At 60.5% G+C, this 23,658-nt stretch carries 21 protein-coding genes; 9 read left to right on the forward strand and 12 right to left on the reverse strand.

Annotation, left to right across the window (positions count from 1 at the left end; genetic code table 11):
- Positions 1 to 6: 6 nt before the first annotated feature.
- From ROLI_RS12880 to ROLI_RS12895, 4 genes are all read right to left on the reverse strand, one after another.
- A complete protein-coding gene (locus ROLI_RS12880; RefSeq protein WP_187430000.1) occupies positions 7 to 882 on the reverse strand; it encodes a 50S ribosomal protein L11 methyltransferase in 876 nt (291 codons plus the stop codon).
- On the reverse strand, positions 882 to 2,273 hold the full coding sequence (locus ROLI_RS12885; RefSeq protein ID WP_262386498.1) for an MATE family efflux transporter: 1,392 nt from the start codon (positions 2,271 to 2,273) through the stop codon (positions 882 to 884). The genes ROLI_RS12880 and ROLI_RS12885 overlap by 1 nt, the downstream gene beginning before the upstream one ends.
- Positions 2,270 to 3,502, reverse strand: a complete 1,233-nt coding sequence (locus ROLI_RS12890; RefSeq protein WP_187430001.1) for an MFS transporter — start codon at positions 3,500 to 3,502, stop codon at positions 2,270 to 2,272. Before ROLI_RS12890 ends, ROLI_RS12885 begins: the two co-directional genes overlap by 4 nt.
- A gap of 68 nt (positions 3,503 to 3,570) precedes the next feature.
- Positions 3,571 to 5,793: a primosomal protein N' gene (locus ROLI_RS12895; protein WP_187430002.1), complete on the reverse strand. Its 2,223-nt coding sequence runs from the start codon at positions 5,791 to 5,793 to the stop codon at positions 3,571 to 3,573.
- 94 nt (positions 5,794 to 5,887) lie between these two features.
- Between ROLI_RS12895 and fsa the strand changes: the two genes are divergently transcribed.
- From fsa to ROLI_RS12925, 6 genes are all read left to right on the forward strand, one after another.
- Entirely contained in the window at positions 5,888 to 6,541 is a 654-nt protein-coding gene (gene fsa, locus ROLI_RS12900; protein ID WP_187430003.1) for a fructose-6-phosphate aldolase, read from the forward strand.
- A gap of 146 nt (positions 6,542 to 6,687) precedes the next feature.
- Complete coding sequence (locus tag ROLI_RS12905) at positions 6,688 to 7,395, forward strand: DUF484 family protein (protein ID WP_187430004.1); 708 nt, start codon at positions 6,688 to 6,690, stop codon at positions 7,393 to 7,395.
- The gene (locus ROLI_RS12910; protein WP_187430005.1) at positions 7,392 to 8,312 is read left to right on the forward strand and encodes a tyrosine recombinase XerC; all 921 of its coding nucleotides are present in this window, start codon (positions 7,392 to 7,394) and stop codon (positions 8,310 to 8,312) included. The genes ROLI_RS12905 and ROLI_RS12910 overlap by 4 nt, the downstream gene beginning before the upstream one ends.
- A 105-nt stretch (positions 8,313 to 8,417) precedes the next feature.
- The gene (locus ROLI_RS12915) at positions 8,418 to 8,771 is read left to right on the forward strand and encodes a hypothetical protein (protein ID WP_262386499.1); all 354 of its coding nucleotides are present in this window, start codon (positions 8,418 to 8,420) and stop codon (positions 8,769 to 8,771) included.
- A 3-nt stretch (positions 8,772 to 8,774) separates the two neighbouring features.
- Positions 8,775 to 9,002: a hypothetical protein gene (locus ROLI_RS12920; RefSeq protein ID WP_262386500.1), complete on the forward strand. Its 228-nt coding sequence runs from the start codon at positions 8,775 to 8,777 to the stop codon at positions 9,000 to 9,002.
- Positions 9,003 to 9,097: 95 nt separating this feature from the next.
- Complete coding sequence (locus tag ROLI_RS12925) at positions 9,098 to 9,796, forward strand: phosphatidylcholine/phosphatidylserine synthase (protein WP_187430006.1); 699 nt, start codon at positions 9,098 to 9,100, stop codon at positions 9,794 to 9,796.
- 93 nt (positions 9,797 to 9,889) lie between these two features.
- Here the strand turns inward: ROLI_RS12925 and ROLI_RS12930 are convergent, their stop codons facing one another.
- The 6 genes from ROLI_RS12930 to ROLI_RS12955 all read right to left on the reverse strand — a co-directional run bounded on the left by ROLI_RS12930 (position 9,890) and on the right by ROLI_RS12955 (position 18,260).
- Positions 9,890 to 10,345, reverse strand: a complete 456-nt coding sequence (locus tag ROLI_RS12930; protein ID WP_187430030.1) for a methylated-DNA--[protein]-cysteine S-methyltransferase — start codon at positions 10,343 to 10,345, stop codon at positions 9,890 to 9,892.
- A gap of 149 nt (positions 10,346 to 10,494) precedes the next feature.
- Positions 10,495 to 13,500, reverse strand: coding sequence for an isoleucine--tRNA ligase (gene ileS, locus ROLI_RS12935; RefSeq protein WP_187430007.1), 3,006 nt, complete (start codon positions 13,498 to 13,500; stop codon positions 10,495 to 10,497).
- A 224-nt stretch (positions 13,501 to 13,724) separates the two neighbouring features.
- Positions 13,725 to 15,341: a cyclic nucleotide-binding domain-containing thioredoxin-disulfide reductase gene (locus ROLI_RS12940; protein ID WP_187430008.1), complete on the reverse strand. Its 1,617-nt coding sequence runs from the start codon at positions 15,339 to 15,341 to the stop codon at positions 13,725 to 13,727.
- A gap of 41 nt (positions 15,342 to 15,382) precedes the next feature.
- The gene (locus ROLI_RS12945) at positions 15,383 to 16,390 is read right to left on the reverse strand and encodes a YcjF family protein (protein ID WP_187430009.1); all 1,008 of its coding nucleotides are present in this window, start codon (positions 16,388 to 16,390) and stop codon (positions 15,383 to 15,385) included.
- The gene (locus ROLI_RS12950) at positions 16,366 to 16,848 is read right to left on the reverse strand and encodes a GNAT family N-acetyltransferase (protein ID WP_187430010.1); all 483 of its coding nucleotides are present in this window, start codon (positions 16,846 to 16,848) and stop codon (positions 16,366 to 16,368) included. The genes ROLI_RS12945 and ROLI_RS12950 overlap by 25 nt, the downstream gene beginning before the upstream one ends.
- A complete protein-coding gene (locus tag ROLI_RS12955; protein WP_187430011.1) occupies positions 16,845 to 18,260 on the reverse strand; it encodes a YcjX family protein in 1,416 nt (471 codons plus the stop codon). The genes ROLI_RS12950 and ROLI_RS12955 overlap by 4 nt, the downstream gene beginning before the upstream one ends.
- A gap of 113 nt (positions 18,261 to 18,373) precedes the next feature.
- Here ROLI_RS12955 and truA point away from each other — a divergent pair, with 113 nt between their 5' ends.
- Complete coding sequence (gene truA, locus ROLI_RS12960) at positions 18,374 to 19,147, forward strand: tRNA pseudouridine(38-40) synthase TruA (protein WP_187430012.1); 774 nt, start codon at positions 18,374 to 18,376, stop codon at positions 19,145 to 19,147.
- A 300-nt stretch (positions 19,148 to 19,447) separates the two neighbouring features.
- Here truA and ROLI_RS12965 read toward each other — a convergent pair whose 3' ends face one another.
- Together ROLI_RS12965 and ROLI_RS12970 are read right to left on the reverse strand one after the other, a co-directional pair.
- Positions 19,448 to 20,035 carry a hypothetical protein gene (locus ROLI_RS12965; protein WP_187430013.1) on the reverse strand — a complete coding sequence of 196 codons (588 nt, stop codon included), beginning with the start codon at positions 20,033 to 20,035 and terminating at the stop codon, positions 19,448 to 19,450.
- Positions 20,036 to 20,655: 620 nt separating this feature from the next.
- Entirely contained in the window at positions 20,656 to 21,891 is a 1,236-nt protein-coding gene (locus ROLI_RS12970; RefSeq protein ID WP_187430014.1) for an acyl-CoA dehydrogenase family protein, read from the reverse strand.
- Positions 21,892 to 21,987: 96 nt separating this feature from the next.
- Between ROLI_RS12970 and ROLI_RS12975 the strand changes: the two genes are divergently transcribed.
- Both ROLI_RS12975 and ROLI_RS12980 read left to right on the forward strand, forming a co-directional pair.
- Entirely contained in the window at positions 21,988 to 23,007 is a 1,020-nt protein-coding gene (locus ROLI_RS12975; protein ID WP_187430031.1) for a phosphotransferase, read from the forward strand.
- A gap of 1 nt (position 23,008) precedes the next feature.
- Positions 23,009 to 23,623, forward strand: a complete 615-nt coding sequence (locus tag ROLI_RS12980; protein WP_187430015.1) for a 2-hydroxychromene-2-carboxylate isomerase — start codon at positions 23,009 to 23,011, stop codon at positions 23,621 to 23,623.
- The last annotated feature ends 35 nt before the right edge of the window (positions 23,624 to 23,658 follow it).

The following is a 23,658-nucleotide window of genomic DNA, read 5'->3' on the forward strand; positions in this document are numbered from 1 at the left end:
AGGGGTTCAGCGCTCGGTGTTGACCAGGGTCAGGGTCGTCCAATCCATGATCTCTTCGCGGTGGTGGAGGCCGAGGCCTGCATGAGCGTAGGTTGCGATCACATCATCGGCCTGCTCATTCAGGATGCCCGACAGGATCGCATATCCGCCAGGTTTCAGGTGGCGCGCCATGTCCGGTGCCAGGGCGATCAGCGGGCCCTTGAGGATATTGGCAAAGACAAGATCAAAGGGGCTGGCCTCCAAAAGAGCCGGATGATCGAACCCGGCGGCCTCAACGCAGATCACACGCCCTTCCAACCCGTTGGCGGCCGCATTGCTGGCGGCAACCTCAACCGCAACCTGATCGATGTCACTGGCCAGAACCGGATGCGGCCAGATCCGCGCGGCTGCCATCGCCAGAACCGCCGTCCCGCAGCCGATATCAACGACGTTTTCTCCGACGACCCCGGCATTCGCGAGCCGGTCCAGGGCGCGCAGACAGCCCAAGGTCGTGCCGTGGTGCCCGGTGCCAAAGGCCATCGCCGCCTCGATCAACAACGGCTCGCAGCCCTGTGGCACCTTATCGGCGTCATGGCTGCCATAAACAAAAAACCGCCCCGCAGCGACGGGGGAAAGCTCCCGGCGCACATGCGCCACCCAATCGGTTTCGGGCAGTTCGGATACCACGAAAGGTTTGGCCCCCATGGCCAGCGCAAGTAGGGTCAGCGCCGTATCATCGGGCATTTCGGTAAAGTAACCGCCAACCTCCCAAAGCCCCGAGCCGTCCTCGACCTCAAACACACCAATGCCGGTCGGCTCGGGCATCAGGTTCTCCATCGCCGCACCAAGATTTTCGGCGGCGGCTTTGCCAGGCAGAGTCGTCAGGGCGGTGAACGTAGGCATCAGTCTCTCCGATAGCGGTCCGGGTTCGGGTAGGGCCGCGCGGCGGGAAGGTCAAGCGGGTCGGGCGCATCTGCGCGCAATCCGCGCACGAAATGCCACCCCCAGAGCGCGGAGAGCAGACCGACAAGCGCGCTGGCCGCGGCCTGCCCGTAGATCACCCCCGGCGCGCCATAGATCGTTGCCAGAAACGCCGCCGCAGGCCAGCTGAGCACCCCGTCCTTGGTCCAGTTCACCAATGTCGAGCGCCCCGGCCTGCCCAGATTGTTGAAGGCGGCATTGGACACGAACAAGGCACCGATAAAGATGAACCCGCCGACACCGATCGTCGAGAAGGCATAAAGCACCTCTGCCCCCTGCCCGGTCAGCCCGAAGGCCGCGATCACATAGGGCGTCGCCAGGAACAGCACGCCCCATGTGGCCATCGTATAGGCCAGACAGAATATCAAAGCGTCGCGGTAGGTGCTGCGCAGCCGATCATATTGCCCCGCGCCAAAATTCTGACCGAAAATGCCACCAACGGCACCTGACAGCGCAAAGACACCGCCGAAGGCCACAACCGTCAAGCGCCCCACCACAGCCCAGGCCGCCACCGCGTCATCACCAAACGGGGCCATGACGATGGTCAGGAAGTAATTCCCCGCAGGGGTCGCCATCTGCGTCGCGATCGCGGGCAAGGCGACCAGCATATAGGGGCGCAGAACCCGCGCGAGGCGGCTGCGCGAGGGTAAGGCGATTAACCCGTGCTGGTGGGCCGCGAAATAGAGCCCCAGCCCCATGAGCGCGATGCGAAAGCTGAACAATCCAATCGCCGCCCCGTCCAACCCAAGCCCCAACCCCAGGATCAGGATCGGGTCGATCACCATCAACAAGCTCCCCGACAACAACGTCACATACATCGCCTTGGCTCCGAAGCCATCCGCGCGCAGAACACCGGAGGCGATCATCCCAACGGCCATAAACACCAGCGACGGCATGGTGAAGGCGAGGTAGCGCGCAGCAAGGGCCGCCGTTTCCCCCGTGGCCCCGGCCAGCGCAATAAGGTCATGGCGCAACAGGACGACGAGCGTGGCCACCAGCCCCTGAATGGTGGCGGCAATGATGATGGCGGCCCCGGCCTGTTCGCGCGCCGCGTCGCGCTGGCCTGCGCCGATGCTGCGTGACACCAGCGCGGTCGCGGCGATCATCAGACCAACGCCGGAGGAGACGGAGAAGAACTGCACCGCAAAAGCAAAGCCGATGGCAGCAACGAGCGTGGCGTCCCCAAGCTGCGAAATCCACAGCAGGTTGGCGGCATCTACCAGAAACACGAAAGTGATGCCCATCGCCCCGGTCGCCGTCATCCGAACGACATGCCCCATGGTGGAGCCCGTCAGAAAGCGGCCTTGCGTCATTCCGCCGGGGCCGGGACCACGCGGGCGAAAATCGTCTCATTGCCCTTTTCGGGATGGCGCGGGATCATCGTGGCGAGGATCAGCGAGATGCTGGCCATACCGGCCGCCATCAGGAAAACGGCAGCGGGAGACACCAGCCAGATCAGGCCGAGCAGCACCGGCAGGAACACCGCCGCGATGTGATTGATCGTGAAAGCCACGGCGGCAGTGGGCGCGATATCGCCGGGGTCACCGATTTTCTGGAAATAGGTTTTCATCGCCAACGCCAGCCCAAAGAACATGTGATCAATCACATAGAGGAATGCGGCGACCTGAAACCCCCAGTCATAGAAATAGACGCCGCCGTAAGCCAGAAACACGCAGACCAGCCCGGCATATTCAAACACCAGCGCATTGCGTTCGCCAAAACGCGCCACGATATGCCCGAGAAAGGGGGCGACCGCCATGTTGATCACCAGGTTGATCAGATAGAGGCCAACGACCTCATGCACCTGAAAGCCGAATTTCTCGACCATCATGAAGCCCGCAAAAACCATGAAGATCTGACGCCGCGCGCCCGACATGAATTGCAGCGCGTAATAGAGCCAATAGCGTTTGCGCAGGATCATGCGTTTGATCTGCGGATGAGGGGCCTCGAATTGCGGATAGGCGATCATGGCGAAAATCGCGATGGCGACCGTGACCCCGCCCCCTGCCATAAAGACGATGTTATAGGTGAGCCCCAGCGGCTCCCACAGGATCATGATCACGAAATAAACGATGAACGTCGCCGCCGACCCAGCAGCCAGCAACCAGCCCAGGATTTGTGGCGCTTTGTCCTTGGGCAGCCATTGCAATTGCAGCGATTGGTTCACCGTCTCGTAATAATGAAAGCCCACCGAGCTGAGGAAGGTCAGGATCAGGATACCCGTAAGCTCTGGAAACCAGGCGGTGATGGCCGTGGCACAGCCCAGCAGGACCAGCGACACAAGCCCCAGCACCTGTTCGCGCATCACCATGATCACGGCGATCACACCCACGGCCAGAAACCCCGGAATTTCGCGGATCGTGTGCAGCAGGCCAATGTCGGCCCCATCAAAACCCGCGACCTCCTTGGTGAAATTATTCAGCAGCGCGTACCAGGTGAAGAACGCAATCGGCATCGCAAAGGCCATGACGAACAGCAGCGTGATGGGCCTGCGCCAAAGCGGCATGTGCCGTGCATCGGCAAGGGGAACAAATCTGGCCATGGAATTTGTCTATGCCTTTTGTCGCGACTTGGCGAGACGCAAAAGCGCAAGGGTCCTGTGCACGCACGTCAATAAAAACTCTGCGGGTCGATGTCCACGGCCAGACGCAGATCGCCCTTGAGGCGCAGCTGCGCAACCCATTTGGACAGAGCCGCTTGCAGGGGCGCGGATTTCTCCGCCTTGACCAGCAGGCGTACCCGGTGACGCCCGCGCACGCGGGCGATGGGGGCGGGCGCGGGCCCGAAAACCTGCGCTCCGATGGCGCGCAGGGGGGCGTCTTGTCGTGCCAGCGAGTTACCCGCCTCAAAGACCGCCGCCACATCCGGCCCGCTCAGAATGATCCCGGCCATGCGCCCATAGGGCGGCACGCCAGCGGCCTCGCGTTCCCGCGCCTCCGCCGCCCAGAACCGCTCCTCGTCCCCTGCCAGAATGGCACGGATCACCGGATGTTCGGGTTGATAGGTCTGCATCAAAGCAGTACCAGGTTTTTCAGCGCGCCCGGCCCGCCCCGCGACCTGGCGCATCAATTGAAACGTGCGCTCTGCGGCGCGCAGATCGGACCCTTGCAGGCCAAGGTCCGCATCAATCACCCCCACCAGCGTCAGTTTGGGAAAATTATGCCCCTTGGCGACCAGTTGCGTGCCGATGATCACGTCGGCAGCCCCCTCAGCAATCCCCTCAATCTCCGCCTTGAGGGCGCGCGCGGTGCCGTACATGTCTGAACTAAGCGTTGCAATCCGTGCTTCGGGAAACAGCGCTGCCGCTTCTTCGCCCAACCGCTCCACACCCGGACCCACCGCCGCCAAACGACCCTCGACCTCGCAGGACGGGCACACCTCTGGCATCGGTTTGCTCTCGCCGCATTGATGGCACACGAGCCGTTTGAGAAACCGGTGCTCCACCATGCGCGCGTCGCAATCATCGCACCCGATCTGATGCCCGCACGCCCGACATAATGTAATCGGGGCGTAGCCCCGGCGATTTATGAACAGCAGCGATTGTTCACCCCGCTCAAGGCGTGCGGTGACCGCGTCCTGCAATTGCTTGGAGACCCACCGATCCGAGGGCAGCTTCTCGGCCCGCATGTCGATCGCGCGCATCTCCGGCATGACAGCAGGGCCAAAGCGCGAGGTTAGTTCTAGACGCTTATACTTGCCCGCCTGCGCATTGGCCCAACTCTCCAGGCTGGGCGTGGCCGAGGCCAGCACCACCTGCGCCCCGCAGATCGACGCGCGCAACACCGCCATATCCCGCGCATTATAAAGTACGCCCTCCTCCTGCTTATACGATGTGTCATGTTCCTCATCGACCACGATCAGGCCAAGGTTCTGGAACGGCAGGAACAGCGCCGAGCGCGCACCGATCACCAATTGCGCATCCCCCTGCCCGACCATGCGCCAAATGCGGCGCCGTTCGGTCATGGTCGCCCCGGAATGCCACTCAGCCGGTTTTGCCCCGAACCGCGCCTGCACCCGCGTCAGGAACTCCGCCGTCAGCGCGATTTCAGGGAGTAACACAAGCGCCTGACGTCCCGAGCGCAGAGCCGCCGCGACCGCCTCCAAATAGACCTCGGTCTTGCCCGATCCCGTCACCCCGCGCAACAATGTGGTGCCATAGGTTTCGCTTGCAACAGCGTCCGCCAATTGCGCGGCCCCTGCCGCCTGATCCGGGGTTAGTGCCTTGCCGGGCAGCGCGGGATCAAGGCGTGCAAAAGGCAAATCGCGTGGGCTGTCCTCTTCGGCCACCGCATTCTGCGCCACCAGCCCCTTAACCACAGACGTCCCCACGCCCGCCATTTCGGCCAGCTCTTTGAGGGTAAATGCCAGATCGCCATAAGCGCTCAGCGCATCCAGAACCTTGCGCCGCGCCGCCGTCATCTTATCCGGCTCGTTCGCACCGCGCCGGTAGATTTTGCGCATCGAGGGCGGATCACCCAGCCCCGGCGCGCGCGTCGCCAAACGCAACATCGCGGGCATCGGCGTCAGCGTATAATCCGCCGCCCGCTCCAGAAAGCGGCGCATTTCCAAACGCATCGGAGCCACATCCAGCACCCGCATCACCGCGCGAATTTTCGTGCGATCATAATCCCCCTGCCCCGGCCCCCAGACCACGCCCAACACCTTGCGCGGGCCCAAAGGCACCTCGACAAAAGCGCCCAGATGGCACCCGCCCTCGGGCGCGCGATAATCCAGCGCACGCCCCAGCGGCTGCGTGGTAAGCACACCGATCAGATCACCAGGCTCGTAAAATTGCGGCAGGCTCAACAGGCAAGCTCCGGAGGAAGGGGACATTTCAGGGTTTCAGCATCGCAGATCATGCGCTAAAGCCAAGCGCAAGAGACAAACCTGTTAGCGGTCACATCAATTTTCGAAAGGAACACTACGGATGAAATTCTTTGTCGACACAGCCGACACCCAGGCCATCAGCGAGCTTAACGACCTTGGCATGGTGGACGGGGTCACGACAAACCCCTCCCTGATCCTGAAATCCGGGCGCGATATCCTCGAAGTCACAAAGGAAATCTGCGCGATTGTGCAAGGCCCGGTGAGCGCCGAAGTGGTCGCTCTGGAAGCCGAAGCGATGATCGCCGAGGGGCGCAAGCTGGCGGAAATCGCCCAGAACATCACCGTCAAACTGCCACTGACCTGGGACGGGCTGAAGGCCTGCAAAGTGCTGTCGGGAGAGGGCAAAATGGTCAATGTGACGCTTTGTTTCTCCGCCAATCAGGCGCTTCTGGCCGCCAAAGCCGGCGCGACTTTCATCAGCCCGTTCATCGGGCGGCTCGATGACATCAATCTGGACGGCATGGAATTGATCCAGGACATCCGTACGATCTATGATAATTTCGGCTTTGAAACACAGATCCTTGCTGCCTCCATTCGCTCGGTGAACCACGTGCAGGACGCCGCGCTGATTGGCGCTGACGTGATCACCGCGCCCCCCGAGGTCATCAAGAAACTCGCAACCCACCCGCTGACCGACAAGGGGCTGGAGCAGTTCATGGCTGATTGGGCCAAGACCGGTCAGAAAATCATCTGATTACCGCTCAAACTTCGGTGCCCGTGACCTCAAGGCGCTGGCACCGAACAGCAACACCCGCAACGATCTTGAGGGGGCGGGCTCATTTGAGTGCAGATTTCATAGGGGTTTTGTGATACCTGTATGAAAAAACAAAAGAGCATCAAATGAGCAGCACCCCAAAAATCGAAGACGCCCTGCGCGAGGCAATCATGTCGCGCCCCGATGTGATCCTTGAAGACAGCGATGTCATGAAGGCGCTGATTGCGGCGAATGACCGCTCTCTGGGCGATAATATCGTCGATCTGCGCGGGATCGCCATGGCGCGTATGGAAAACCAGCTGGACCGGCTGGAAAACACCCACCGCTCTGTCATTGCCGCCGCTTACGAAAACCTCGCCGGCACGCAACAAATCCACCGTGCGATCCTGCGGATGATGGAGCCTGAGACCCCGGAGGGGTTCCTGCACGATCTGGGCGGTGAAATTGGCGACATCCTGCGTGTGGATGGTATCAAGCTGGTGCTGGACTCCGGTGATCCGGACGGCGCGCTTTTCGCCAATACCCCCGATGACGTGCTGCGGATTGGCGATGCGGGGTTCATCAATACTTACCTCGGCACCAGAGGACAGAGCGGCGCCCGCAAAGTAATCCTGCGCCAGATCCAAGGGGGGACGGCGTTCATTTACGGCGAAAAAGCGGAGCAAATGCAATCCGAAGCCTGCCTGACGCTTGATCTGGGGGGGGATATGGGCGCTGGCCTGCTGGTCCTGGCCTCCTGCGATCCGCTTATGTTTGCCCCTCAACAGGGCACGGATTTGCTCGATTTTCTGGCCAGTGCCGCGGAACGAATCCTGCGCCGCTGGCTGGTATGAGCCTGATCAGCCCCGCCGCACGCGACGCGCTTGAAAACTGGCTGAGCCATCAAAGTGCCCTCAAGGGCGCGGCGGGCAACACAATCACGGCCTATCAGGGCGATGTGACCGAATTCCTCGCCTTCATCACCGAATACAAAGCCGACCAGCAGGGTCTGGCCGCCCTCGCCCGCATCAACGTGACCGACATGCGTGCCTGGATGGCACAGGCGCGCGGCACGGGACTTGGCGCGCGCTCAATGGCGCGTAAACTCTCGGCGGTAAAGGCGTTTTATCGCTGGCTGGCGGAGCGGGAGGGGTTTGAACCCACGGCCGTTCTCTCCATCCGCGCCCCGAAATTTCAGAAAAAACTGCCCCGCCCATTGGCACAGGACGCGGCGCGCAACCTCATTGACGCGATCGAGCTGCAATCGGAAAAGCCCTGGGTCGCGCTGCGCGACGTTGCCGTTGTGACGGTGCTCTGGGGCTGCGGGCTGCGGATCTCCGAGGCCTTGGGATTGCGCGGCGATGATGCGCCCCTGCCCGAAGTGCTGCGCATCATCGGCAAGGGTGGCAAGGAGCGCGTGGTGCCGGTGGTGCCTGCCGCTCGGGTGGCGGTGGATGCCTATCTGCGCGCCTGTCCGCATCCGCTTGAGACAAACGGACCTCTTTTCCATGCGGTGCGGGGGGGACCCCTTCGGCCAGGCGCGATCCAGAAAGTCATGGCCCGTGCACGCATGCAATTGGGCTTGCCCGCCAGCGCGACGCCGCATGCAATGCGGCACAGTTTCGCAACACATCTGCTGGATGCTGGCGGTGACCTGCGCGCCATTCAGGAATTGCTGGGCCATGCCTCGCTCTCCACCACCCAGACCTATACGGCGGTGGATACGGCCCGCCTGATGGAAGTTTACGAGCGCGCCCACCCAAAGGCCTGAAGGCGCTCACAGGTTTGTGCGCAATGGTGTACTGCGCGCAGCACCCCTGCCGTGCGAAGGATTTCCCTGCGGCATTCCGCCGCACATCGTATTTGAGGGATCTTCATGAGACATTTCAGCCTGAGCATTTTTGCAACCGCCCTGTCGCTGACCGCCACGGGTTCATATGCCGCCGATTGCCCGGTGGATGTGCAAAGCGCCTTTGATCTGGACGAGACACAGGTTGTCGCGCTTTATGACTGCGTCAAAGACGCCATGGCCGCTGGATATGCCAAAGAGCGCGACGCAACCGGCAGCAATTATCGCGGCTGGACCGTGACATCAACGCGCCCCGCCGTGGCTGGCCCGCATGGCAATCGCTTGCTGCAAACCTTTGCCAATGACATCGCCGCCGAAGAATACCTGAAATTTGCCGAAGAAGATGTGCAGATGCCCGTCGGGTCAATTCTGGCCAAGTAGAGCGTGAGCATCAGCAAGAAGAAGAAAGCCGCACGCCCCGGCCCGCTTTTTATCATGACAAAACTGGCAAGCGGCGGGGCCGCTGAAACCGATGACTGGCTCTATGGCGGGCTGCAACCCAACGGCAAATCGATGAAATTCAAGCAGGCGTTTTGCCATGACTGTCATGCCGCCTGGGAAGATCAGGATTTTCTGGCCTATCCGCTGGAAGAGGTCCGCCTCGCCAAGTGATGTGACGGGGACGCGACGCCAGGAAATGCCCGCTCTCATCGCGTGACGGGGTTTTTCCTTTTGCATCCGGCGGTGGCTTGCGGCAAACACAGGCTATGACTGTTCAACTGCGCGCACTCCTGGTGCACCTCTTCACCGCCACAGGTGCCGTTTTTGCAATGCTGGCCATGCTGGCCGCTGTGGATGGCGAATGGGATCTGATGTTCCTGTGGCTGGTGGTCGCGTTTTTCGTCGATGGCATCGATGGCCCCCTGGCGCGCCACTATGATGTCAAAACGAATGCGCCGGAGTTCGATGGGGTCCTGCTGGACCTTATCATCGATTATCTGACCTATGTGTTTATCCCCGCTTTCGCGCTGTTTAAGTCAGGGCTGATGGATGGCTGGACGGGATGGTTCGCCATTATCGTGATCACCTTTGCCTCCGCGCTCTATTTTGCCGATACTCGCATGAAAACCAAGGATAATTCGTTTTCCGGCTTTCCGGGGTGCTGGAATATGCTGGTGCTGGTGATTTTTGCGCTGGAGCCCAATTTCTGGGTGTCCCTTGCGATGGTCACGGTGTTGGCGATTGCCATGTTCGTACCGTTGAAATTCGTGCACCCCGTTCGCACGGAACGCTGGCGCGCTGTCACCTTGCCTGTGGCGATTGGCTGGACGTTTTTTGCCGGCTGGGCCGCCTGGGTCGATTTTCACCCACAAAGCTGGGCGCATTGGGGGCTGGTGGTGACATCAATCTACCTCGTTTTCGCAGGGATTGCGCAACAGATGTTTCCCACCGAAGGAGAGGTTTGAACCTTGCCAAAGGTGGCCTGAAAGCCCACCCTACGGTGCGTCAAATCCAACCTCTGTGTGAGCGCGTAAGGTGGGCTTTCAGGCCACCTTTGTTCAAATGAGCAATCCAGCCGCCTTTTCATGGCGCAGCAGGGCAACCTTCGTCTCCACACCCCCCGCGCCCGAAAATCCGGTAAGCCCCTTGGCCCCAAGAACCCGGTGGCACGGGATGATGATCGGGATTGGATTACCGCCACAGGCCTGCCCGACCGCTTGTGCTGGTACCTTCAGCGTCTTGGCGATATCGCCATATGTGCAGGTATCCCCAAATTTGATTGCATAGATCGCATCACAGACGTCTCGTTGAAATGCGCTCGCCCGCACCCGCAACGGCAGATCGAAACTCTCGCGCATTCCCGCATCATAGGCCTTGATCTGCCGCACGGCCTCACGCAAAATTTCCGTTTCGTCGCTTCGCGCTGAAACACCCCAGCGCAAAGCCACGATGTACCCGCCGTCCTGCGCGACGATCAGCGATCCAAATTGCGTATGAACTGTGGCTTCTAGCATCATTCGATCCTGTCCCACTGAACCCGGTACAGCAACCCGCTTATTGCGCAATCCACGTCCCCATCAAGGTCACGCCCTGACGTGCCCAGGCTCAGTCGTTCCTGATCACGAGGGGGCGGCGTGGCGCACCGCCGGACCCTCATCCCTATTCATGCGATGGCGCTGTCGCACCGCGCACAAACGCCGGGGTGGGTGTGATCCCCGACATCCGGCAGAACCTTCCAGCAGCGCGCGCATTTCTCGCCCGTCGCCTTTTCAAGGAAGACGCCCTTGATAACCGCTACTTTCACTGAAGCGTCCAAACCTGGTGGGTTTTCTATGGAGAAACTAGCGTCTGAGGTCACACATACATCAGAAAATTCTTTTTCAGAAATATATCCCTCAATATACATTTCATAACACCTTCTGTCTTCATCCAAATAGAAGTGAACTGTCGGCTTAACTTCGAGGCTAGAACCAATTTTTTTGTCCTGCCGCCAATGTTCGATTTCTTCTGTTACAGCTTTCCGCACTTGTCGGATGTAAATCCAGCGGCGACCCAAATCTTCATTGAGCCACTCGCTCGGTGTTTCGGCGAAATCCGTCAGATGAACCGAACTATCCGTACCGGGGAAGCGCTCCAACCAGACCTCTTCCATGGTGAACACCATGATCGGTGCCAGCCACGTCGTCAGCCGATGGAACAACAGGTCCAGCACTGTGCGCGCGGCGCGTCGCTCCGTCGTATCGCCATCGCAATAGAGAACATCCTTGCGCACATCGAAGTAAAACGCTGATAAATCCACGGTCGCAAAGGTAAAGACCGCCTGAAACACGCCTTGAAAATCAAACCGCGCGTATCCCTCGCGCACGGTCTTGTCCAGCTCGGCCAGACGGTGCAGCACCCAGCGCTCCAACTCGGGCATATCGCTCGGATCCACCCGATCCGCCTCGCTGAAATCATTCAATGACCCCAACATATAGCGCATGGTATTGCGCAGGCGGCGATAGCTGTCGGACACACCTTTGAGGATTTCGGCCCCGATCCGCTGGTCCAGCGTGTAATCCGTCTGCGCCACCCAGAGCCGCAGGATATCCGCGCCATATTGCTGCACGATCTTCTCCGGCACGATGGTGTTACCCAAGCTTTTGGACATTTTCATGCCCTTTTCATCCAGCGTGAAGCCATGCGTCACGACATTGCGGTAAGGCGCGCGTCCGGTGGTTCCCACTGATTGCAGCAATGACGAATGGAACCAGCCGCGATGCTGATCCGTACCTTCCATATAGACATCCGCGATGCCGTCCTCGGACCCATCCGCCCGGTCGCGTAAGGTAAAGGCGTGGGTTGAGCCAGAATCAAACCACACATCCAGAATATCGGTGACCTGATTGTAGGCGTTCGGATCAACGATGCCGGTCAGGAACCGCTCTTTGGCCCCCTCGGCGTACCATGCATCCGCGCCCTCGGCCTCGAAAGCCTCCACGATACGCTGGTTCACATCCGCGTTGCGCAACAGGAAATCATCGGCTGTGGGCAAGACGCCCTTCTTGGTAAAACACGTGAGCGGCACACCCCAGGCACGCTGGCGCGACAACACCCAATCGGGGCGCGCTTCCATCATCGAATGGAGGCGGTTACGCCCGGATTTCGGCGTCCAGTTGACGTTGTCGATTTCTGTTAACGCGCGCTCACGGATGGTGGTGCCGTGCATGTCCAGCCCATCGCCCACCGGCTTGTCGATGGCGGCAAACCACTGCGGCGTGTTGCGATAGATTACCGGCGCTTTGGAGCGCCAGGAATGGGGATAACTGTGCTTGATCTTGCCGCGTGCGAGCAGCCCACCGACCTCCGCCAGCTTGTCGATCACGGCGGCGTTGGCATTCCCCTCCTTGCCGTTTGGTTTGAGGATGGCCTTGCCGCCAAAGAACGGCAGATCATCGCGGAACCGTCCGTCATCATTGACGTTGTAAGTGATCACGTCCTGCAGCATGCCCAGATCGCGATAGAGTTCATATTCCTCCATCCCGTGGCTGGGCGCGCAATGCACAAACCCGGTACCTTCATCATCGGTCACGAAATCAGCGGCGCGGAAATCGCGGATCTCGTCCCATTCGCCATCACTGTCTTCGGCTCCGGCCAACGGGTGTGAGAGGGTAATGCTTGCAAGCTCTTCGCTGCTCACGTCACGCACCCGGCGATACATGCCTTCTTCAAGGCGCGCATGGGCCATTACATCAGCGGCGCGATTATCGGCTAGCAAATAGCGGTCGCCGACAGAAACCCAAGATTCTTCGGGACAGCCTGTTACTTCATAAAGTCCGTAGGAAATATTCTCCCCGTAAACCACCGCCTTGTTGGACGGCATCGTCCAGGGTGTTGTCGTCCAAATCACGACGTATGCATTCTGTAAATCTTCAATACCTAGGACGCCGGGGATTTTCGGCTCTGGCGCAAAATCTATCCCAGCAACCGCACCCTCATTGATCACCACCTTAAACTTCACCCAAACCGTAAAGCTTTCCTTGTCGTGATACTCGACCTCCGCCTCGGCCAGTGCGGTCTGCTCAATCGGCGACCACATCACGGGCTTGGACCCCTGATAAAGCGTGCCGTTCATCAGGAACTTCATGAACTCCTCGGCAATTACCCGCTCGGCATGGAAATCCATCGTCAGATACGGATCAGCCCAATTCCCCGTGATGCCCAAACGCTTGAATTCCTCTCGCTGGATGTCCACCCAACCAGCCGCAAATTTCCGGCATTCCGCGCGAAAATCATTGATCGCCACATCGTCCTTGTCGCGCCCCTTCTTGCGGTATTGCTCCTCGATCTTCCACTCGATGGGCAAACCGTGGCAATCCCAACCGGGGATGTAGCGCGCATCAAACCCCATCATCTGATGGCTGCGCACGATCATATCCTTGATCGTCTTGTTCAGCGCATGCCCGATGTGCAAATGCCCATTGGCATAGGGCGGCCCGTCATGAAGCGTGAAACTCTCCCGGCCTGATTTCTCCCGCAACCGATCATAAATCCCGATCTGCTCCCAGCGCGCCAGCCACTCGGGCTCACGCTTGGGCAGTCCCGCGCGCATCGGAAAATCCGTCTTCGGCAGGTTCAAAGTTGATTTATAGTCGAGCTTTTCAGGGGTGTCGGTCGTGTCGGCGCACATTGCGGGCGTCCTTCGGATAGGGTGTGGAACAGGAAAAAGCGGTCGGTGCGAGGGTCTCAAACACCTTGGCCCGGCGTCTCAACTCTCAGAGCGCCGGGGATATAATTCGTATGATGATCGCACAAACGTATCGCATGCAAGCCTTATAGGCAGAGAGACCAAGACGAACAAGACCCAAGACCAACGCGCCGTAAGGTGGGCTTTCAGGCCACCTTTGCACTGCCTCACGCGTTCACATGCGCCCAGACGGCCGACATCACCACCGACCCCTCGCCAACGGCCGAGGCCACGCGTTTGACCGACCCCGCGCGCACATCGCCCACCGCAAAAACACCAGGACAGGACGTCTCATATTGCGAGCGCGCCTGGGCATCTCCACCCGTCTGAACGAAACCCTTGCCATCCAGGCCGACCAGCCCGGACACCCACTCTGTATTGGGCGCGGCACCCACCATCACAAACAACGCCGCCGTGCGCAGATCCCAGTCCTGCCCCGAGGCCTTGTCACAGATCGTAATCCGCTCCAGCCCTTCCTGCCCGTGCAAGCCAATCACCTCCGTGCGCGTATGCACGGTAATACGCGGATGCGACGTGAGGCGCTGCAACAGATAATCCGACATCGACGCGGCCAGCGACTCGCCTCGGATCAACACATGCACATGCCGCGTGCTGCGCGCCAGAAACATCGCCGCTTGACCCGCCGAATTGCCCCCGCCGATCACCGCGACCTCGCCGTCCCGGCAATAGCGCGCCTCGACCTCCGTGGCGGCATAATAGACGCCCGCGCCCTCAAACCGCTCCAACCCCTCCAACGGCAGCTTGCGATATTGCACGCCAGTGGCCACGATCAACGCTTTGGCGCTCACTTCTTGATCATCATCCAGCATGACATGAAACCACGCATCCTCACATCGCCGCAACGCCACGGCACGGCGCGGCACCGAAAACCGCGTGCCGAATTTCATTGCCTGCACTTCCCCGCGCCCGACCAGATCACCGCCCGAAATCCCCGTGGGAAAGCCCATGTAGTTCTCGATCCGGCTCGACGTGCCAGCCTGCCCGCCGATCGCCATATCCTCAAGCACCAGCGCGCTCAGCCCCTCGGCACCCGCGTAAACACCCGCCGCGACACCGGCCGGCCCCCCGCCCACGATCAGCACGTCAAAGGCGCTGTCCTGTGATACCTCAAGGTACAGCCCCAGAGCCTTGGCCACCCCGCGCGGCGTCGGCGGGTCAATCTTATGCGCGCGCCCGAAAATCACCCCCGGCTGCGCCGCACCGACCACGCATTGCGCCGCCAGGGCCAGCGCCTCCTGCGATGTCACTTCGATCTCACGGTACGGGATCCGATTGCGCGCGGCGAAGCTGGCCACATGGCGGATGTCCCGGCTGATCTCGGAGCCGATCAACGTCAGAGCGGAATCCGATTGCTCCACGGCGCGCCTGCGCCGTGCAGCCATTACGGTCACGATGATATCACTCATTTCCGGCAAATCCGACATCAGGCGCAACACATCATCTCGCGGCACACAAAGCACCTGACTGTCCTGCACCGCCCGCGCGCCCGCCATGGACACCCCGCCGGAGAGGAATTGCAGATCCCCGAAAAACTGGCCTTCGTTCAGGGTCGCAACACCAATCCGCGCCATCGTAGTGGGATCGACCGCCTCGATTTCGCCGCTCAGCACGAAATGGAGCAGATCCATCCCCGTGCCCGGCTCCTGGACAAACTCACCGGATTTGAAATCAAAGACCTCACCGCATTTTTCAAGTGCTGCGACATGCGCAGGCTCCAGCGGCCTGCGGATCATCGTGGCCAGATCGGCGGCGAAACTTTCCATGACACTCTCTCCTCACAGCAGGCGCGCCTGCAACACGTGTTTCAGGATTTTGACGAGGTCGAGAACAAACCGCCAAGGCTCCTTTTGATTATATCGCGCGTTTTCGGCTTTTTTCCAGCAACGAACGGCAAGGGGCGACAGACTTCCATCGCCGCGACGCCAACGCGCGCCGTCAAGGCGCCGTTCACGAGGCCCTCGCCAAAACGGCGCGACAATTTGCCGATGATCGATCCGCCCAGGATTGGCTCCAGCAGGTCATCGCCGACGGCCACCGCCCCCGTCGCCACCAGATGCGCCATTACCGCGCGGGTCAAACGCCACCCGCCCAACAACCCGGAACGCCCGCCGTAAACTTCGGCAATCGCCCGGATCATGCGCAAATTCGCGGTCAGCGCGGCGGCGACATCCGCAAAGGCCAGTGGCACAAGGGCCGTGACCGTCGCCACCTGCCGGGCTGCCGCCTCAATCTGGCGCGAGGCGGCCACATCCAGCGGGCCGAGAATTTCGCGCTCCGCCAGCATCAACAGGCTCGCGGCATCCATTTGATCACCCCGCGTCTGGGCAAAGCGGTCCCGGCCCCAACGGGTATCTTCGCGCCCCTTATAGAGCGCGATGAGCCGGTCACTGACATCGCGCGCCGCACTCAAATCATCAGCTTCACGCGCGCTATCCGCGGCATGGCGTAACCCATCAAGACGGCCTAAACGACCCAGGGCCGCAATTTCGCGCAGACATATCGCGGCCAGAACCAACACGAACCCCGCCGTCAGCGCCATGACGCCCCAGCCCAGCAACGGGTGGCGCGCGATCAAGCCGCTGAGGTATTCCCACATGGCGATGGAGACCAGCGCCCCGACCAACCCAGCGGCCAGCCCCCAGAACCAGCGCGCCAGCCGCGAGGGACGCCCCAGCGCCAGCGCCGCCGCGCGCTGCATCGCCTGCCCCTGTGGGCCGTCGCTCTCGAGATCAGGCACCGGGGCGGCATCCGCCACCGATACGGGTGTCGCGTCCTTTTCGAGGTCGATCAGTACCGGGTTGGTATTTGCCATTTTTTCTGAAGCTGCTTTTGTTTGTTCCACTCAAAGCGGATGTCGGGCAGGCCTACGTCATTTTCGCTGCCGTCGGTGCGCTCCATCTCGACGAACCCGCGCAGACCGTAAAATCGGGTCGCGCCGAAATTCGCCACATAGCTCCAGAGCGTCAGCGTTTCGCACTCTTGCTTGGCATCTTCGATCAGCGCCGTGCCAACCCCCTGATCCTGAAAATCGGGCAGGACATAGAGCGCGTGAATGTCTTTTTCATAGCGCGCAATGAAGGCGACGACCTTGCCATCGGCCACGCCAAGCTTGATCCATCCCGCCTTGATCATCTCTTCGGCATACATGATTTCTTCGGCCGCCGAATGCATGCGCGGCAGCCAGGGCATCATGTCATTTGACGCTGACAAAATGTCGCCCACCTTGCCGGCATCCAGAAGTCGCGCGGGTTTTATCGTGATCGTGATCATAGCCTATCCCCTAAAAGGAATTCGGCTGCCTTATCAAGTCGGATATGCGGCGGACCGTCGCCGGGACGCAAAGTAAGTGGCTGTGGTGCGAAATTCATCACACGATAGTCCTGATCGAGCCATTTTTCGGCTCCCTGACGCGCCGCTGTTAACAAATGGTTAGGATCTTGCGGCAAATCACCGGGGTAGAACGCGGCCTGTTTGCCGGTATCCAGCAGCTTGCCACGCACCACATCGAGCGGCGCGCCTGCGTGCGTCATCGTATCCTCAGTCGTGGCGCGCAGGGCGGCAATGGCCAGCGCAGAGGTTTGCGCCCCGGCAAAACGGGCGCGCTCCGTGGCCTCGCGCAAAAGCGCCTGCATGATGGCGCTGAGGCGCGCGTGCTGTTTGTGGTGCAGATGATCGGCTTTGGTGGCGGCAAAGAGAATCTTCTCCACGCGCTTACCCTGAAAGATCTGGCTGAGGAAAGCGTTGCGACCGGGGCGGAAAGCACCCAGAATATCGGCCATGGCCCCGCGCATGTCCTCCACCGCACGCGGCCCCTTGTGGATCGCACCCAGCGCATCCACCAGCACGACCTGGCGGTCGATGCGCGCAAAATGATCGCGGAAAAACGGGCGCACGACTTCGCGTTTATAGGCCTCATAGCGGCGGTTCATCTCGCGCAGGAGCGAGCCGCGCGGACCCGTGTCCTCCCCGCGCAAGGGCGCGAAGGTCAAAACCGGCGAGCCCGCCAGATCGCCCGGCAACAGGAACCGCCCCGGCGTGCAGTCATAGAACCCTGCATTCCGCGCGGCGTTCAGATAGGTGGTGAAGGCCACCGCGAGCGCCTTGGCGGGGGGTTCGTCCAGACGCGCGGTAGGATCGGTTTCGCGCGCCAGGGCGGCGAACTCGGCCCCCTCAGGGCGATCTTGCAGCCGCGCCAGTGTTTCACGCGACCATTCGCCATAGGATTTATCCATCAGCGCCAGATCGAGCAGCCATTCGCCCGGATAATCGACGATATCAACATGGATGGTACGCGGCCCCTGCAAGCCTGCCAGCAACCCCGCGCGACGCACCCGCAGCGACAGGCGCAATTCGGAAATCGCGCGTGTGCTGTCAGGCCATTGCGGCGTGCGCGCCGTCAGTTGGGACAGATGCGTTTCATAATCAAAGCGCGGCAGGGTATCATCGGGCTGCGGTTGCAGGAATGCCGCCTCAATGCGCCCCTCCGCAGCCGCCACCAGATGCGGCATACGTCCCCTGTCCAGCATATTGGCCACCAGCGAGGTAATGAAAACGGTCTTGCCCGAGCGCGCCAGCCCCGTGACACCGATGCGGATCACGGGCTCAAAGAGCGCTTCGGTGACCGTGTCCTGCACCGTTTCGATCTGGCGCAGAACCGTATCGGCGAGTGACGTGAGTATCAAAACCAGACTGCCCTTGCGGTTGAATTACCCGCTACATAGGCTTTGGCGCGCGCGCCTGCCAGAGCGAAGAAAGCCATTTGACGCAAAACCCGTCACAGGCTAGGGGCTGGCCCATGCCCCGTTATGCTTTGAAAATCGAATATCACGGCGCGCCCTTTGCCGGGTGGCAACGCCAGAACGACCAGAAAACGGTTCAGGGGGCCATTGAAGACGCCCTGGCCCGGCTGGAGCCGCGCGCCCATACGATTGCCGCCGCCGGGCGCACCGACGCGGGGGTGCATGCGCTGGCGCAGGTGGCGCATTGCGACATGGAGCGGGACTGGGATCCGTTTCGTTTGTCCGAGGCGCTGAATTATCATCTCAAGCCCGCGCCGGTGGCGATTGTTGATTGTGCGCAGGTCGCTGCGGATTGGCACGCAAGGTTTTCCGCGCTTCAGCGGCGCTATCTGTTCCGCATCCTGATGCGGCGTGCGCCCGCCACGCATCAAAGCGGTCTGGTGTGGCAGGTCAAACAGGACCTGGACGTAGCGGCCATGCGCGAGGGGGCGGCGCATTTGATCGGACGACATGATTTCACCACCTTCCGCTCAACCATCTGTCAGGCCGAAAGTCCGACCAAGACGCTCGATCATCTAGAGGTACGTTCAGTGGAAACGCCCGCTGGACCGGAAATACATTTCGACGTGCGCGCGCGGTCCTTCCTGCACAATCAGGTGCGCAGCTTCGTGGGTACGTTGGAGCGTGTGGGGGCCGGGTCCTGGCACCCGGACCAGGTTGGTGTGGCATTGCAAGCCCGAGATCGCGCGGCCTGTGGTCCCGTCTGTCCGCCGCAAGGTCTCTATCTGGCGCATGTTGACTATAACATAGCGCCATTTGAGAGCGCGTAAGGTGGCCTGAAAGCCCACCCTACGGTGGATGATCGCTATCGGCGCGCCCCTTCGATGGCCAGTCGCACGTGGGGTGGTGTTTTGGGGGTGCCTGGGATGTTGCATTTCTTTATGCCAAGCATGGGATCAGGCCATCCTGGTCCAGAGGAAGCAGGCCGAAACAGCTGGCGCGCAGACTGCCCGGATGGCACACCCTGCTCGCCTGGGCCACCCTTCTGGCTTGACAGTGCAATTTCGGCTCTGCGCCCTGTTGGGAGATCATATGCATCAAAAAACAGGCCTTTAGGGGCTGAATTTGAATCAACTAGTGACGTCTTCGATAAGGCTGATCGCCTCAAACGTGGCCTTCGTCATATCCAGGATCGTTTGGAGGACGGGGTTGCCTTGCAGTATTCCAACCTCGTCAAAAAGGATGTCAGCGGTAGGTTCCCCATAGCGCTCCACTGTCACGCCCCCACCGCCAAAAGCAGCAACACGGCAAATTCCGCCAGGTTGGACAGTCGCGACGACCTTTCCTATGACAATGTTATTGGGGGCACGCAGATTCCAACATGTTATGGTCTGGGGCACCGTGACCGGGAGCAGGAGCCTGTGTTTATTTCTGGCGTCAAGCTTGCCAAGATGCCACAAAAGACCACCGGAGGATTTGTAAGGTCCTATCGTGTCTATGGTGATGTCTTTGATGCCAGGAACACAGACCTCCAGAGCAGCGTTGCGCCCCTTTCCCTTGCTCTTACCGGCAACGACCTCTGGCTCTGTGCGAAACGACGCGACGAGGTCTTCCCTCGTCTCAGCAATGGGGAAATGAACTCTTTTGTTATCAGCGCCGACAATCGCGGACGCAGTGTAGTCAAGAGAGCTTCTCAGGTTGTGAACAATATCGCCCAAAGTCAGAAGAATTTGGGCTGGGGAGAGGTTGAACAGACACGACACGGAGGAACTGAGTAGAGGTATCCGTATCCTCCTCAATGACGGTTTTGCAGAAGTCGGTTTTAAGGCACTCAATCCAGAGCTGGTGAAACTTATTGATGTGCTCAGCAGCCCAAATGTGCTTTAACTTCGCGTGAAGAAGTCGGTCATCGGAGGCAATTTTTTCAAAAGTTAGTTTTGAAGCCACCGTAAAAAAACCTCTTGGATTAAAACCGAAGCCTCACAAAGACGGCTCGGTGTCATCCAAAAGTCAATCCAAGTCGGACCAATCATCCAGTAAACGGGCGATCCATGAGCGGAACTCAGGCCAGTCCTGTAACAGCCCGCCGATAGGTTAAACGTCTGCCCTCAGCGCCTTTGAATACGGTGTTGGCGCGCATGGTGCCGTCAACGTCATTTGCCATCCGGTGATTGTAACGAAACTCAAACTCGACTGTTTAGTTATGCAAATGTTGTTTGCCGCAGCGCAACGCCCTTGATGCCGCGCTTGAAGTTAAAAAACTTCAAGCGTGCCAGTTGTCCCCCCAAGATCAAGCGATATGCAAGCGGATTGGCGTCAGGCAGTCACACACCCGCATTCATACCTTTTCCTGTGTATATTTGCGCAATTCCGCCCGCGCCACCTGACGGCGGTGCACCGCGTCCGGCCCATCCGCAAAGCGAAGCGCGCGCTGCCAGGTCCAGGCCATGGCCAGCGGTGTGTCCTGGCTGATGCCCTGCCCGCCGTGCATCTGCATCGCCTCGTCGATGACCTTGAGCGCCATGCGTGGGGCCACGACCTTGATCTGGCTGATCCAGGGGGCCGCGGCGCGCGCATCGCCGCGGTCCATCATCCACGCCGCTTTCAGACAGAGCAACCGCGCCATTTCGATCTCCATCCGGCAGTCGGCGATGATATCGAAATTCGCGCCCAGCTGCGCCAGCGGCTTGCCAAAGGCTTCCTTGTGAAGCGAGCGGTTGCACATCAACTCCAGCGCCGCCTCCGCCTGACCAACCGAACGCATGCAGTGATGAATGCGCCCCGGCCCCAGCCGTCCCTGCGCGATCTCGAACCCGCGCCCCTCCCCGAGCAACAAGCTCGCGGCAGGCACGCGCACATTCGTGAAGCGGATATGCATATGACCGTGGGGCGCGTCATCATGGCCAAATACATGCATCGGTCGCAGAGTTTCGATGCCGGGCGTGGCGACATCCACCACGATCATCGAATGACGCTGGTGTTTGGGGGCATCCGCGTCGCCGGTGCGCACCATCACGATATAGACCTTGCAGCGCGGATCGCCAGCGCCAGAGGCCCAGTATTTCTCGCCATTCAGCACATAATCATCGCCGTCGCGCACACAGGACATGGCGATATTCGTGGCATCTGAGGAGGCGACCTCCGGCTCGGTCATCAGATACGCGGAACGGATCTCGCCCTCCAAAAGCCGCGCCAGCCACTCTTGTTTCATTGCCTCAGTGCCATACCGCTCAAACACCTCCATGTTGCCGGTATCGGGTGCGGAACAGTTGAACACCTCCGCCCCCATCGGCGTACGGCCCATTTCCTCCGCGAAATAGGCGTATTCCACTGTGCTCAACCCGAACCCCTTGGCACTGTCGGTCAGCCAGAAGTTCCATAGCCCCGCGGCCTTGGCCTTTGCTTTTAACCCCTCCAGAATCTCCGCCTGCCGGTCGGTATATTGCCACCGGTCCCCCTTGCCGATCTCGCCGTGGTATTCAGCCTCCATCGGCATCACCTCATCGCGGATCATGCTCGCCACGCGGGCCAGCAGATCACGGTTTTCCGGTCTCATCGCAAAATTCATATCCATGACCCATCTCTCCCTGGCGACAATCGGGGCTTTCCCCGCCCGCGCAGGTTTGCTTAGATCGCGCCATATTGTCCATGCCGCATGAAGGGTTTCGCGATGCATGCCTATGATCACGACGAATTGGAAACCTATCTGGCGGCCCATGTCGCGGGTTTCACCTCGCTGGATGACATGGTGAAATTCTGTGACGGGCAATCCAACCCGACCTACCGGATCACCAGCAGCGCAAATGCCTTTGTGCTGCGCGCCAAACCACCGGGCAAATTACTCAAATCGGCCCATGCGGTGGACCGCGAATACCGCGTGATGCAGGCGCTGAGCGCGACCGATGTGCCGGTGCCAAAGGTCTATCACCTCTCAGAGGATGACACGCCTATGGGTACGCAATTCATGGTGATGCAGATGGTGGCGGGGCGGATTTTCTGGGATCCGGCGCTGCCCGACCTGGACGCCGCCGCCCGCACGCGCGCTTACGGGGCGATGAACAAGGTGCTGGCCGATTTGCACAGCATCGATCCCGACGCCATCGGGCTGTCGGAATACGGCAAGCCCGGCAATTATTTCGCGCGCCAACTCACGCGCTGGTCCGGGCAATATCATGATACCGCGACGCAGCCGCGCCCGGATGCGGACTGGATCATCGCCTGGCTGAACGATCACATGGTCGCCGATGACGGGGCCGCAAGCATCGTGCACGGTGATTTTCGCATCGACAACATGATCTTTGACCCTGAGGCCGAAGAGGTCATCGCCCTCCTGGATTGGGAGCTCAGCACTTTGGGCCATCCGCTGGCCGATCTGGCCTATCAATGCATGCACTGGCGCTTGCCGCACGCTGGGCATTTCCGCGGTCTGGGCGGGGTGGATCGCGCGGCCCTCGGGCTGCCCGATGAGCAAACATATGTTGCGAGCTATTGTGAGCGGCGCACCATCCCATTGCCCGATCACTGGACGTTTTATGTGGTCTTTTCCTACTTTCGCCTGCTGGCCATATTGCAGGGCGTCTTGCGGCGCGGGCTGGAGGGGAATGCGTCCAACCCCAAGGATGCAGGGCGTCTGAGCGATATCATTGACCTCATGGCACATGACGCGCGCACTCTGGCACAACAGAGCTGACATGCGCAAAACCATCGAATATTTCTATGCCTGCCATTCGGTCTATGCCTATCTCGGCGCGGGCCGGCTTGCGGAAATTGCCGCGCAAAAGGGGGCAGAAATCATCCACCGCCCATTTGATTTCGACCCGGTCATGGCGGCGGCCGGTGGCGCGCCTTTTGGCAAACGCCCCAAGGCTCATATGGATTACTTCTTTGGCCGCGAACTGCGGCGGTGGGCCGAGTACCGCGACCGCGCGATGATCCAGCACCGCCCCATGTGTCACGATAACCCGCTCGCCCTTGGCAATGGCGCAATCATCGCCGCGCAAAACGCAGAACTGGACGCGGATGCGCTGTCGCGCGGGTTGCTGGCGGCCCATTGGCGCGATGATGCCGATCTCGCCGCGCCCAAGACGCTGCACACCATCGCCGCAGGCCTCAACATGGACGGTGCGATGCTGCTCGAAGCCGCCAAAAGCAGGGACGTTCAACACCAGCATGGCACCAATACCGATGAGGCCATCGCGCGCCATGTGATCGGCTCGCCGACATATTTCGTGCAGGGCGACATGTTTTACGGGCAGGACCGGCTGGAGCTGGTGGCGCGCGCCCTCGATACGCCCTTCGCCCGATGAACGGATCACAGCCCTTGACCCGGCCCCGTCACCCG

The sequence above is a fragment of the Roseobacter fucihabitans genome (assembly GCF_014337925.2).
In the GTDB taxonomy this organism is placed as follows: domain Bacteria; phylum Pseudomonadota; class Alphaproteobacteria; order Rhodobacterales; family Rhodobacteraceae; genus Roseobacter; species Roseobacter fucihabitans.